Source organism: Streptomyces rimosus, assembly GCF_008704655.1.
Taxonomy (GTDB): domain Bacteria; phylum Actinomycetota; class Actinomycetes; order Streptomycetales; family Streptomycetaceae; genus Streptomyces; species Streptomyces rimosus.
The window spans coordinates 6,562,926-6,575,278 of sequence record NZ_CP023688.1 but is presented as its reverse complement, the minus strand read 5'-3'; the positions used below and the strand labels follow the sequence as shown (position 1 = coordinate 6,575,278).

Here is a 12,353-nt window from a genome sequence, read left to right as displayed (position 1 = left end):
GTATTGCCACGCCCCCCGACCACTTCCCAGGGTGGATGTGTCGCCGAGAGCAGCGCGCCTCTCCTCCCCCCGGGTGCGCCCTCGGCGGCCCCCTTGCACCCGACGGAAGGCTTCTCCTCCCGTGAGCGTCACCTCGTCCACGATCACCCGCCGTCTCGCCGCCCACAAGAAGGCCGTCGTCGCAGTCGGCGCCGTCGCCCTGGGCGCCTCGGCCGCGGCCTTCGGCGCCACGCCGGCCCAGGCCGCCGCCCCGGCCCAGGCGCCGTCCGCCGCGACGGCGAGCGACGCGAAGGCCGCTGCGCACAAACTGATCCCGGACCAGGCGCAGTACCAGTGCTTCAGCAACATCGTCGAGCGTGAGAGCGGCTGGGACCCGACCGCCACCAACCCGTCCAGCGGCGCCTACGGCCTCGTGCAGGCCCAGCCGGGCTCGAAGATGGCCTCGGCCGGCCCGGACTGGAAGACCAATCCGGAGACCCAGGTCAAGTGGGGCCTGGACTACATGAACTCCACCTACGGCAGCCCCTGCGCCGCCTGGGACTTCTGGCAGTCCCACAACTGGTACTGAGCCCGCACGGGCCAGCACCGCGCCTCCGCACAGCGCGAAGCGGCCGACGCCCCTGGCGTCGGCCGCTTCGGTCTTCCCGGCCTCCCCGGAAGGACCTCAGTCCGCGTCCGCCCGACGGGCACGCAACCACGTCACACCGACCAGGGCCGCGGCGATGTAGATCACCCCGGCGGCGGTGGTCACCGACTCGACGTACTGCTCGTAGCCGTCCGCGCGCAGCTCGGCCGCCAGGAAGCCCAGCGCCGTGCCAAGCCCCGCGAGCGCACAGATCAAAGCCGCGAAGGGGGGCTTTGCCAATTCCATCTCCTCCAAAAGTGAGCCGACCCGGACGCCGCACGAGTGTACGTAAGGGCGTTTCAGCCAGCCGCGCCTACCCGGAGAGCCCGCGTCAAAACCCTGCCCCTCAACTGCCGGTAGCCCCGTCGATCCGCTCGCGCAGCAGATCCGCATGGCCGTTGTGCTGGGCGTACTCGGCTATCAGGTGGACCAGGACGCGGCGCAGGGAGACCGGGTCTCCCGAGGCCGCATGGATGCCGGTCGCGTCCAGGGACGGGGCGGCGGCCACGATGCCGCGGGAGTGCTCGCACTGCTCGCGCCAGAGCGCCAGGGCCTGCGCCGGGTCGCCGGACAGGTCGTCGAAATCCTGGTCGGGGTCCTCGTCGGAGTAGTGGAGCATCGGGACCTTCTCGCCCGCGAACTGGATGTGGAACCACCACCGTTCCACCCCGGCGAGGTGCCGTATCAGCCCGTGCAGGCTCATGCCGGACGGCGGCACCGACTGCTCCGAGAGCCGGTCGGCGGGCAGCCCCGAGCACTTCAGCTCGAAGGTGGCGCGATGCCACTCCAGATAGCTGGTAAGGATCTCCCGCTCGTCCCCCACCAGCGGCGGACGCCGCCGCGTGTCGCCGTCGGCCGCCCACGTCGGCGCGTAGTGCACCGGCGGTGACGCGGCCGGTGAACTCCCTGCCTGAACCCCTGTTTCGGTCATGAGGCGAGTGTGACAGGGACCACTGACAACGCCCCGGAGCCGGCAGGGCGACGCCCCATCCCTTTCATCGCACATGTGATCCAATCAGGGGATGAGTGACTTACGTTGCGGGTCGAGCGGGGAGCGTGGCGAGGTGGCGGGGACGCGTGGCGAGGAGGGCCGGACGAGCGCGTCGCTGGGGCCGCTGGCGTGCGTGGACGGCCACTGGGTGGTGGGCGACTGCTTCCGGCCGGGCGGCCATTGGCTGGAGTTCCGCCCCGACGGCATCTACCAGCACGCCCGTACCCCCTCCGAGGAACTGCTGATGCCCTGGACCAGGATCATGCTGGGCATCGGCTTCTCGCTGGGCGCCAAGTGCCCGCAGCGCGGTTCCGTGAGCCCGGTGGGGATGATCGGCGGGCTCCCGGGCCCCTGGCAGGGGGTCGGCCGCGGCTATCTGCACATGACGCTGCGCCACCCTTACGAGGACTGGCTCGCCTCCTTCGACCGCCACCCCCGCTGGTACCCCATGACCGAACTGGCGCAGTTCGAAGCACTGCTCGTGCACACCGGCGCCGCGAAGGAGCTGCACCGGCTCGGCGACGCGGACTGGCTGGGCCACGCGGTCGGCCGGTTGAAGGGGCGACACCCCCGGACGGTCCGCGCCCTGCGCAAGGTGATGTCGGAACTGCTCGAACAGACGGAATCCTGAGCCCCGGCCCCTCACAGCCGCTGAATGATCGTCCCCGTCGCCAGCCCCCCGCCCGCGCACATCGTGATCAGCGCGAACTCCTTGCCCGTACGTTCCAGCTCGTGCAGCGCGGTGGTGATCAGCCGGGCGCCGGTGGCGCCGACGGGGTGGCCCAGGGCGATCGCCCCGCCGTTGACGTTGACCTTCTCCAGGTCCTGGTCGAAGACGCGGGCCCAGGACAGCACGACGGACGCGAACGCCTCGTTGATCTCGACCAGATCGATGTCCTTCAGGGACATCCCGGCCTTGCCGAGCACCGCCCGCGTGGCGTCGATCGGCCCGTCCAGGTGGTAGTGGGGGTCGGCGCCGACCAGGGCCTGCGCGACGATCCGGGCCCGCGGCCTGAGTTTGAGCGCGCGGGCCATCCGCTTGGACGCCCACATCACGGCACAGGCGCCGTCCGAGATCTGCGAGCAGTTGCCCGCCGTGTGCACGGCGGTCGGCATGACCGGCTTGAGGTCGGCGAGCGCCGCCATGCTCGTGTCGCGTAACCCCTCGTCGCGGTCGGCCAGCCGCCACATGCCCTGCCCGGCGGCCTGTTCCTCCTCCGTCGTGGGCACCTGCACCGCGAACGTCTCCCGCTTGAACCGCTCCTCCGCCCAGGCGGCCGCGGCCCGCTGCTGCGAGAGCAGCCCGAGCGCGTCGACGTCCTCGCGGGTCAGCCCCCGGTTGCGGGCGATCCGTTCGGCGGCCTCGAACTGGTTGGGCAGATCGACGTTCCACTCGTCCGGCCAGGGCTTGCCGGGGCCGTGCTTGGAGCCGCTGCCCAGCGGCACCCGCGACATCGCCTCGACCCCGCACCCGATGCCGATGTCGATGACGCCGCCCGCGACCATGTTGGCGACCATGTGGTTGGCCTGCTGCGAGGAGCCGCACTGGCAGTCCACGGTGGTCGCAGCGGTCTCGTACGGCAGGCCCATCGTCAGCCAGGCGGTGCGTGCCGGGTTCATGGACTGCTCGCCGGCGTGGGTGACCGTGCCGCCGACGATCTGTTCCACGCAGTCCGGCTGGATGCCGGTGCGGTCGAGCAGTTCGCGGTAGGTCTCGCCGAGCAGGTAGGCGGGGTGGAGGTTGGCGAGCGTGCCGCCGCGCTTGCCGATCGGGGTGCGTACGGCTTCGACGATGACGGGTTCCGCGGCCATGACTGACTCGTCCTCTCCTCGCGTCCCGCAGGACGTCCCGGCCCCCCGACGACGGAACTGGTACGCGTTCTAGTTCCTTGGACAGTCTCTTTGAGCCGTGACCGGGGGCGCAAGGGTGCTGCACGGGTCTTCCGCCCCCAACGGGCGGCGCGCGGCGCCGGTTTGCGCCGCGCGCCCCCTTGCCACGTATAGAACTCGTTACTACCTTCACCGCAGAGAGCTGACGGCCCGTCAGGGTCGGCCGATCGCCGGTACTCACCGATCCGTACCGGTACGGGTACCGGGCCGGACCAGAGCTGGAGTCGCCGAGATGCCATGCCCCGCGCTGCCCGACGGGTTCGACTTCACCGACCCCGACGTCTACCAGAGCCGTGTACCGCTGCCCGAGTTCGCGCGGCTGCGGCGTACCACCCCCGTCTGGTGGAACGCCCAGCCGCACGGCATCGCCGGGTTCGGCGACGACGGGTACTGGGTGGTGACCCGCCACGAGGACGTCAAGGAGGTCTCCACCCGGCCGGAGGTCTTCTCGGCGAGCACCAACACCTCGATCATCCGGTTCAACGCGGCCATGACCCGCGACCGGATCGACGTCCAGAAGCTGATCATGCTGAACATGGACCCGCCGGAGCACACCCGGGTCCGCCAGATCGTCCAGCGCGGCTTCACGCCCCGCGCCATCCGCGCCCTGGAGGACGCGCTGCGCACCCGCGCGCGGACCATCGTCGCCGAGGCGCGGCGCAAGGAGTCCGGCGACTTCGTCACCGATGTCGCCTGTGAACTGCCCCTCCAGGCCATCGCCGAGCTGATCGGCATCCCCCAGGACGACCGGGCCCGGATCTTCGACTGGTCGAACAAGATGGTCGCGTACGACGATCCCGAGCTGGCCATCACCGAGGAGGTCGGCAACACCGCGGCGGCGGAGCTGATCTCGTACGCGATGAACCTGGCCGCGGACCGCAAGGAGTGCCCCGCCCAGGACATCGTCAGCCGGCTCGTCGCGGCGGAGGACGAGGGCAACCTCGCGTCCGACGAGTTCGGGTTCTTCGTCCTGCTGCTGGCCGTCGCGGGCAACGAGACCACGCGCAACGCGATCACGCACGGCATGCACGCGTTCCTGACGCACCCCGACCAGTGGGAGCTGTACAAGCGCGAGCGGCCGAGCACCACGGCCGAGGAGATCGTGCGCTGGGCGACGCCCGTCGTCTCCTTCCAGCGCACGGCCACCCAGGACACCACCCTGGGCGGCGCGCGGATCGAAAAGGGGCAGCGCGTCGGCCTCTTCTACGCCTCCGCCAACCACGACCCCGAGGTCTTCGCGCACCCGGAGACGTTCGACATCACCCGCGACCCCAACCCCCATCTGGGCTTCGGCGGGGGCGGCCCGCACTTCTGCCTCGGCAAGTCGCTCGCCGTCCTGGAGATCGACCTGATCTTCCAGGCCATCGCCGACGCCATGCCGGACATCGCCCTCGTGGGCACCCCGCGCCGGCTGCGGTCGGCGTGGCTCAACGGGGTGAAGGAGCTGCGGGTCCGGTACGTGTAGCGGCGCACCGGCCCGCCCCGGGCCCCGCGGCGCTTTTGCGCCTCCTGTGGTTCCTTCGGTCCTCAACCTTGCCAACGGCTACTGGCAGACTTACATTCAACTCGCCAGTAACACCGGCCAGTTCTCCATACCCTTCACGTGATCCCCACGTGTCCCCACATCCTGGTCCGGTGCCGGCATCTTCCCCCACAACTCTCGGCAGCGCGATCCACCGCACTTCGAAGGGGACCACTCTCATGAAGGACGCACACGGCAGACATGTCACGGGGCGGGTGAGCTGGCGCAAGTTCGCCGTGCTGTCCGTCCCGGCCTTCGCCGGGACCGCCGCCCTGGCCATCGCCCTGGCCAACGGCGCGCTGGCGGCCTCGTTCGCCGTCTCGGGCCAGCAGTTCAAGGTGTCCGCCGCCTCCCTGGAGGGCGACGGGTTCGCCCAGTACGGCGGCGTCGACCAGAACGCCCGGGGCGACCTGCTGCCGGTGGCCGTGACCGCCATCAAGAAGGCCGACCTGCACAAACTGTGCCAGTCGGTGGTCACCACGCTGCCGGTCATCGGCGACATCTCGCTCAACCTGACCGCGGGCGGCGGCAATACGCCGGTCAAGGCGACCGACCTCTTCGTGGACGCGACGCAGCTCTCCGGCAACGCGTCCTTCAACAACATCGAGATCGGCCGGGACGCCTCCACCCTCGACAAGGGCCCCGCGACCGCGCAGGGCATGCAGGACCTGTTCGCCCAGCAGGCCGACGACGTCAGCATCACCAACCTCAGGCAGACGGCCTGGGCGACCAACGCCGGGACCTTCCGGCTGTCCGGCCTGAGCATGAAGATCTCCAAGGGCAAGAAGGAATGCTTCTGACCGGGCAGGGCACCTGGCGGCGCGGGTGGGCGGCCTGGCGCCGCTGGCGCAAGGGCCGTCCCTTCTGGGGCGGGCTGGCGGCCGTCGTCGCCGGTGCGGAGATCTGCGCCATCCCGCTGGCGCCGCTGAAGGTCATGCTCCAGCAGGGCATCGCCGGGATACCGTCCGTCCTGATGGGCCTGGTGATGATCCTGATGGGCCTGTCCGCGTGGTTCGCGCCGCACTACCGGGGGCTGGCGGGCGTCCTGACCGTCCTGGTCTCCGCCGCCGCGCTGGTGATGTCCAACCTCGGCGGGTTCCTGTTCGGCACCATCGTCGGCATCCTCGGCGGCGGCCTGATCTTCGCCTGGCAGCCCCGTCCGCTGCCGGAACCGGACGCGGACGGCACCCTGTCGGAGGCGGAGCCGTCCGACGGCGGGGCGGCGCCGTCCCCCACGCGGCCGCGCGGCTGACCGGAGGGGCGGGCCGCACCGGCTGAGCCGTACGCGTACGTCGAGGTCGTCGTACGCGTACGGCCGGATCGCCGCACCGGTACGGCATGGCGGTGGCGCTCGTACGGCCCGGCTTCCCGTACCCGTACGGCCCGAGCCTCGCACCCGTACGGCCCCGGCCCTCCTACCCGTACGCCCGGTTCGCCGCACCCGTGCGCAACCTCCGCACCCCCCTCGACCCGCAGGTGCCGTCGCGCCCAGCGCCGGTCCCTGCGCGGCCCCCTCCGCACGGGCGGGGCCACCGCACCACTCCACCGCTCGCAGAAGGAGATTCGCGATGACGCACAGACCCGCACGCTCTCGCGCAGATCACTCCCGGGCCCGGCGGCCGCGCGCCCTGCTCGCCGCCGGTACGGGAATCCTCGCGACCGCGTCCCTCTCCCTGGCCCTGACCGGCTCGGCCACCGCCCAGCCGACCGGGGCGCGACCCGCCGCCGGCTCCACCACCGTCACACCGGCCGGGCACGCCTACGCCGCCGACCTCAGCGGCAAGGCCACCTTCAAGGCCGGTTCGGTGACGGTGACCTGCACCGTCTCGCACGCCGCCGGCCAGGTACCGGACGCCCCGGGCAACACCAACGCCTCGGGCCCGGTCAGCAGCACCCTCTCGGCGCCCACCTACAGCTCGTGCACCACGAGCATGCCGGGCGTCAGCGCCACCATCCAGACCTCCGGCGACTGGGGCGTGTCCATGCAGCACGGCGCGCCGAGCACCGCCGGACTGACCATCCCGACCGGTGGTTTCGTCCTGAAGACCAGCGGTCTGGCCAGCTGTACGGTGACGGCGGCGCCCACCGCAGCGGCGACGGTGGACGGCGCCTGGACCAACGGCGCGCCGTCGAGCCTGGTGTTCACCAACGCCGCCGTGCCGGTCAAGGTCGTCGGCGGCTTCGGCTGCCCGACCAGCGCGACGACCTCGCTGTTCAACGCGACGTACAAGGTCGCGGACACCACCGACCCGGCGTCGCAGATCACGGTCACCGAATGACGGCCGTCACCGTCTGACGGCCGTCACCCGCTGTCCGGCCGTCCGGCCCGTTGCCCTCACCCGCCGGTGAGGGCAACGGCAACCGTCACCACGCCGCTCACCAGCACCACCGCCGCGGCCAGGAATGCCGTGCAGAGCCTGCGCCGCAGCTCCCGGTACACGCCCTCGTACTCGGCGCGCAGTTCTCCGCTGCGAGCCACTGTCCGACGGAGATACGCGCGGGAGAATTCCAGCTGGTCGGCCTGGTACTGCCGCTCGACCTCCGCGCGTTGCGCCCGTGTCAGCCACGGCAGCCGGTCGCCGAATTCCCTGGCCCGGATGCGTGCCCGGTCCTTCTCGGCCTCCCAGAGCAGAAACCCCTCGATCTCGTTGATCGCCTCGGCCGTGCTCACCGGTGTACCGCCGCTCATACCAGGGCACCTCGTTCCTTCTGCCGGTCCAGTTCGGGAGACCCGACCTCGGGGTGGTGCAGGTCGAAGGCCGGGGATTCGGAGCGGATACGGGGCAGGGCGACGAAATTGTGGCGGGGCGGCGGACAGGACGTGGCCCATTCCAGCGAGCGGCCCCAGCCCCACGGGTCGTCGGCCGTCACCTTCTCCCCGTATTTCGCGGTCTTCCAGACGTTGTAGAGGAACGGCAGCATCGACAGGCCGAGGACGAACGAGAAGATGGTCGAGACGGTGTTGAGGGCCGTGAACCCGTCGGCGGCCAGGTAGTCGGGAATGCGGCGCAGCATGCCTTCGGCGCCCAGCCAGTGCTGGACGAGGAAGGTGCCGTGGAAGCCGGTGAACAGCGTCCAGAAGGTCATCTTGCCGAGCCGTTCGTCCAGCATCTTGCCGGTGAACTTCGGCCACCAGAAGTGGAATCCCGCGAACATCGCGAAGACGACCGTGCCGAAGATGACGTAGTGGAAGTGGGCGACGACGAAATAGGTGTCCGTGACGTGGAAGTCCATCGGCGGGGAGGCCAGGATGACGCCGGTCAGACCACCGAAGACGAAGGTGATCAGGAAGCCGGTGGCCCAGAGCATCGGCGTCTCGAAGGACAGCGAGCCCTTCCACATCGTGCCGATCCAGTTGAAGAACTTCACCCCGGTCGGCACCGCGATGAGGAATGTCATGAACGAGAAGAACGGCAACAGGACGCCGCCCGTGGCGTACATGTGGTGGGCCCAGACCGTCACGGACAGCCCGGCGATGGAAATGGTCGCGGCGATCAGGCCGATGTAGCCGAACATGGGCTTGCGGGAGAAGACCGGGATGACCTCGGAGATGATGCCGAAGAACGGCAGCGCGATGATGTACACCTCGGGGTGGCCGAAGAACCAGAACAGGTGCTGCCAGAGCAAGGCGCCGCCGTTGGCCGCGTCGAAGACGTGCGCCCCGAATTTACGGTCCGCCTCCAGCGCGAAGAGGGCCGCCGCCAGTACGGGGAAAGCCAGCAGGACGAGTACGCCGGTCAGCAGGACGTTCCAGGTGAAGATCGGCATGCGGAACATCGTCATGCCGGGGGCACGCATACAGATGATGGTGGTGATGAAATTGACCGCGCCCAGGATCGTACCGAAGCCGGACAGCACAAGGCCCATGATCCACATATCACCGCCGATCCCCGGGGAATGCACGGCGTCGGAGAGCGGGGCATAGGCGAACCAGCCGAAGTCGGCCGCCCCCTGCGGGGTCAGGAATCCGCCGACCGCGATCAGCGAGCCGAAGAGGTACAGCCAGTACGCCAGCATGTTCAGCCGGGGAAAGGCGACATCGGGCGCGCCGATCTGCAACGGCATGATCCAGTTCGCGAATCCGGAGAACAGCGGCGTCGCGAACATCAGCAGCATGATCGTGCCATGCATCGTGAATGCCTGGTTGAACTGCTCGTTCGACAGGATCTGGTGGCCGGGCCGGGCCAGCTCGGCGCGCATCACCAGCGCCAGCAGGCCGCCGACGCAGAAGAACGCGAACGAGGTGATCAGGTACAGCGTGCCGATCGTCTTGTGGTCGGTGGTCGTCAGCCACTGCACGGGGGACTTGTTCACGGGGGATGTGGACTTCATGCCCCGTAGGTGTCCGGGGCCGGAGCGAACTTCACCGCAAGAGGGTGTGAAGATCTCAGGCGTGCCGGACACCAACAGATCATGAGCAAGGACGCAGCCCCCGACGACGGTTCCGGCGGGGTCACCGGCGAGGAGAGCGCCCAGAGCGGCGGCAGGGACGTCGACGGGGCCTTCGCCGACGCCTACCGCGCGCACTACTGGGCCGTCAGCCGCTTCGTCGCCCGGCGGCTGGACGATGACCGGGCGGACGACGTGGAGGAGGTGGTGGCGGAGGTCTTCTCCATAGCCTGGCGGCGCCGGGCCGAGCTGCCGGAATCGCCGCTGCCCTGGCTGTACGGAGTGGCCCGCAACTGCCTGTCGAACGCGGTGCGCGGCTTCGGCCGCTACCGGCGCCTGCTGCACCGCCTCGGCAACCACGAGACCGCGCACCGCCGCCAGACCGTGGACAGTCCCGACGCGGAGCGGCCGGGTTCCTGGGTGCACGAGGCCCTGGAGCGCCTCTCCCCCGCCGATCAGGAAGTCCTGCGCCTGACGGCCTGGGAGGAACTGACCCTCCAGGAACTGGCCGTCACCCTGGACTGCAGCCAGAGCGCAGCGGCGATGCGGCTGCACCGGGCCCGCAACCGGCTCCGTACGCAAATAGAGCGCCTGCGCCGGAAGGCAGGCCCGGAGCCGCCACGCCCCCGCGCACGCCCTACGACCGCACGACCAGCCCTGCCCGCACCCGCGGTGCCGACCCGAGCCGGAGGCCGCAGCCATGACTGACGAACTGGAGCTGCTGCGGCAGGCCGATCCCGTACGGTCCGACCAGGGCCCCTGGCGCGACCGCCCGCTGACCGCGCGCGCCGAACACCGCCTGGCCGCGCTGATGAGCGCCGAAGCGCCGGAGCGCACGCCCGACCCCGCGCCGGCGCCCGAGCGGCCCGGACGCACCACCCGCGCCCCCCGCCCCACGCGCCGTACCCGCCGTCTTCTCATCGGCGCCACCGCCGCCTCGGCCGCCGTGCTCGCCGTCCTCACCCTCACCTTCTCCGGCGCCGGTACGACACCGGCGGCGGCCGCCCCCACCGCGCTCGTCGTGCAGCGCGACGCGCCCGCCGTCCCGCTGGACGAGGTGGCGCGGCAGGCGGAGGCGTACGCCCGCGCCCAGCGCGACGCGCCCAAGCCGCACCGCGGCAGCCACCTGCAGAGCTGGTACCTGAGCATGCAGACGGGCCCCGACGCCAAGCCGCCGGTCACCGTGCCCGAGGAGCGGATCACCCGCTGGAACCCGGACGGCAGCGGCTCGGAGCTGGTGGTCGCGACCGATCCGCGGCACCCCGGCCGCCCGGTGATCAACGACGCGGACGGCGAGTGGCGCACCGTCAACGACGGCAAGGTGCTGCACCGCAAGACGTATCCGGCGGGCACGCGCCTGGACGACCTGGCCACCGGCGAGGGCACGCTGCCCGCGCGCCCGCCCGCCGACCCCGACGAACTGCGCGCCTATCTGGCCACGTTCTACAGCGGCGCCGGTACGAAGACGCAGCCCCTTCTGATGGCCCTCTCCTCGTTCCTCCAGGAGTGGACCCCGGGCCCGCGCGAGTCGGCGGCGCTGGCCCGGATGCTGTCCAGGGCGCCGGACCTGCGCCCGGCCGGCCAGGTCGTCGACCGGCTCGGCCGGCGGGGCCAGGCGTACGCGTACCGCGGCGAGGACGCGTCGGACGGGTCGATGGACGGCACGCTGCAGCTGGTCATCCTCGATCCGGAGACCGGCCGGGTCCTCGGGATGGAGACGACGTTCACGAAGAACGTCCCCGACTTCAAGATCAAGTCGGGGGACGTGCTGTCGTACGAGGCGTGGATGCCGTGAGGTGCCCCTGACTGCTGCCCTGCCCTCGGCCGGCTCAGTGACCTAGCCGGTCGAGGGCCTGCTGCGGGTAGCGCGCGCCCGCCACGGCCTCGGCAGGCACCGCCGCGCGCAGCCGGGCCTCCTGCTCGGCGGTGAGGATGAGTTCGGCCGCGGCGGCGTTCTCTTCCACGTAACGCGCGCGCTTGGTGCCGGGGATCGGCACGATGTCCTCCCCCTGCGCCAGCAGCCAGGCCAGCGCAGCGCGCGCTGGGGGTACGCCGATCTCGTCGACGACAGCGCGTACAGCACGCACGAGCGCCAGGTTGCGCGCGATGTTCTCCTCGGAGAACCGCGGCCAGCGAAGCCGGTTGTCCGCCTCGCTCAGCTCCTCGCGGGAAGCGAGCACGCCCGCGAGCATGCCGCGCCCGAGCGGCGAGTACGCCACGACCGTGACGCCCAGCTCGCGGCAGGTGGCGAGCATGTCGCCCTCGACGACGTCCCGGGTGAACAGCGAATACTCCAGCTGCACCGCGCTGATCGGGTGCACGGCGTGGGCCTTGCGCAGCGTCTCGGGACTGACCTCCGACAACCCCAGCTGCCGCACCTTCCCCGCCGCCACCAGCTCCGCCATCGCGCCGACGGTCTCCTCGACCGGAACGGCCGGATCGCGGCGGTGGGCGTAATAGAGGTCGACGCACTCGACGCCGAGCCTGCGCAGCGAGGCGTCGCAGGCGACGGGTACATACGCGGGCGAGGTGTCGACGGCATCGACCCGCCCGGTCGCGGGGTCGTGCCGCAGCCCGAACTTCGTCGCGAGCACGACGGCGTCCCGCTTGCCCCGGCCGCGCAGCCAGCCGCCGACGAACTCCTCGTTCGCGCCGCGCCCGTAGGCGTCGGCGGTGTCGAGAAACGTCATTCCCAGCTCGGCGGCCTGGTCCAGCGCCCGCCGCGCCTCCGCCGGATCGGCGGGCCCGTACGCGACGGACATGCCCATGCAACCGAGCCCGACCGCCGAGACCGGCGGTCCCTCCTGCCCGCCGAGCCGCCGGTACCTCATGGCGTTCCTCCCCCACTCGCTGAATTCGGCTTCGCCGGGGCCCGGCACACAAGAACGCGCGGAGCGACGGGGCGGCGGCGTGTGGTGATCGTAACCACGAAGGGT

General features: G+C 70.9%; 14 protein-coding genes. 8 read left to right on the top strand and 6 right to left on the bottom strand.

Going from position 1 to position 12,353, the window contains the following annotated elements; all coding sequences use genetic code 11:
- Positions 1-121 precede the first annotated feature (121 nt).
- Positions 122-568 (top strand): aggregation-promoting factor C-terminal-like domain-containing protein, encoded by a 447-nt coding sequence (locus CP984_RS28515; RefSeq protein ID WP_003984206.1) that lies wholly within the window; start codon positions 122-124, stop codon positions 566-568.
- Positions 569-664: 96 nt separating this feature from the next.
- On the opposite strand, the gene CP984_RS28510 is transcribed toward CP984_RS28515, so the two are convergent.
- Entirely contained in the window at positions 665-871 is a 207-nt protein-coding gene (locus CP984_RS28510; protein ID WP_003984207.1) for an SCO3870 family protein, read from the bottom strand.
- Between the two features lie 100 nt (positions 872-971).
- A complete protein-coding gene (locus CP984_RS28505; protein ID WP_030180933.1) occupies positions 972-1,556 on the bottom strand; it encodes a DinB family protein in 585 nt (194 codons plus the stop codon).
- Positions 1,557-1,647: 91 nt separating this feature from the next.
- Here CP984_RS28505 and CP984_RS28500 point away from each other — a divergent pair, with 91 nt between their 5' ends.
- On the top strand, positions 1,648-2,247 hold the full coding sequence (locus CP984_RS28500; RefSeq protein ID WP_226048711.1) for a hypothetical protein: 600 nt from the start codon (positions 1,648-1,650) through the stop codon (positions 2,245-2,247).
- Positions 2,248-2,258: 11 nt separating this feature from the next.
- Here CP984_RS28500 and CP984_RS28495 read toward each other — a convergent pair whose 3' ends face one another.
- Positions 2,259-3,428 carry a steroid 3-ketoacyl-CoA thiolase gene (locus CP984_RS28495; protein WP_003984210.1) on the bottom strand — a complete coding sequence of 390 codons (1,170 nt, stop codon included), beginning with the start codon at positions 3,426-3,428 and terminating at the stop codon, positions 2,259-2,261.
- Between the two features lie 310 nt (positions 3,429-3,738).
- Here CP984_RS28495 and CP984_RS28490 point away from each other — a divergent pair, with 310 nt between their 5' ends.
- From CP984_RS28490 to CP984_RS28475, 4 genes are all read left to right on the top strand, one after another.
- Positions 3,739-4,971 (top strand): cytochrome P450, encoded by a 1,233-nt coding sequence (locus CP984_RS28490; protein WP_003984211.1) that lies wholly within the window; start codon positions 3,739-3,741, stop codon positions 4,969-4,971.
- Between the two features lie 236 nt (positions 4,972-5,207).
- Positions 5,208-5,828: a DUF6230 family protein gene (locus CP984_RS28485; RefSeq protein WP_003984212.1), complete on the top strand. Its 621-nt coding sequence runs from the start codon at positions 5,208-5,210 to the stop codon at positions 5,826-5,828.
- Positions 5,819-6,280 (top strand): DUF6114 domain-containing protein, encoded by a 462-nt coding sequence (locus CP984_RS28480; protein WP_003984214.1) that lies wholly within the window; start codon positions 5,819-5,821, stop codon positions 6,278-6,280. Before CP984_RS28485 ends, CP984_RS28480 begins: the two co-directional genes overlap by 10 nt.
- A gap of 316 nt (positions 6,281-6,596) precedes the next feature.
- Complete coding sequence (locus CP984_RS28475) at positions 6,597-7,307, top strand: hypothetical protein (protein ID WP_003984216.1); 711 nt, start codon at positions 6,597-6,599, stop codon at positions 7,305-7,307.
- A gap of 56 nt (positions 7,308-7,363) precedes the next feature.
- On the opposite strand, the gene CP984_RS28470 is transcribed toward CP984_RS28475, so the two are convergent.
- Together CP984_RS28470 and ctaD are read right to left on the bottom strand one after the other, a co-directional pair.
- Positions 7,364-7,717 (bottom strand): hypothetical protein, encoded by a 354-nt coding sequence (locus tag CP984_RS28470; RefSeq protein WP_003984218.1) that lies wholly within the window; start codon positions 7,715-7,717, stop codon positions 7,364-7,366.
- Positions 7,714-9,360 carry an aa3-type cytochrome oxidase subunit I gene (gene ctaD / locus CP984_RS28465; RefSeq protein ID WP_003984219.1) on the bottom strand — a complete coding sequence of 549 codons (1,647 nt, stop codon included), beginning with the start codon at positions 9,358-9,360 and terminating at the stop codon, positions 7,714-7,716. Before ctaD ends, CP984_RS28470 begins: the two co-directional genes overlap by 4 nt.
- 81 nt (positions 9,361-9,441) lie before the next feature.
- Between ctaD and CP984_RS28460 the strand changes: the two genes are divergently transcribed.
- Together CP984_RS28460 and CP984_RS28455 are read left to right on the top strand one after the other, a co-directional pair.
- Positions 9,442-10,125, top strand: coding sequence for an RNA polymerase sigma factor (locus CP984_RS28460; RefSeq protein ID WP_003984222.1), 684 nt, complete (start codon positions 9,442-9,444; stop codon positions 10,123-10,125).
- Positions 10,118-11,212, top strand: a complete 1,095-nt coding sequence (locus tag CP984_RS28455; protein WP_003984226.1) for a CU044_5270 family protein — start codon at positions 10,118-10,120, stop codon at positions 11,210-11,212. Before CP984_RS28460 ends, CP984_RS28455 begins: the two co-directional genes overlap by 8 nt.
- A gap of 34 nt (positions 11,213-11,246) precedes the next feature.
- On the opposite strand, the gene CP984_RS28450 is transcribed toward CP984_RS28455, so the two are convergent.
- Positions 11,247-12,248 (bottom strand): aldo/keto reductase, encoded by a 1,002-nt coding sequence (locus CP984_RS28450; RefSeq protein WP_003984227.1) that lies wholly within the window; start codon positions 12,246-12,248, stop codon positions 11,247-11,249.
- Positions 12,249-12,353: the final 105 nt, after the last annotated feature.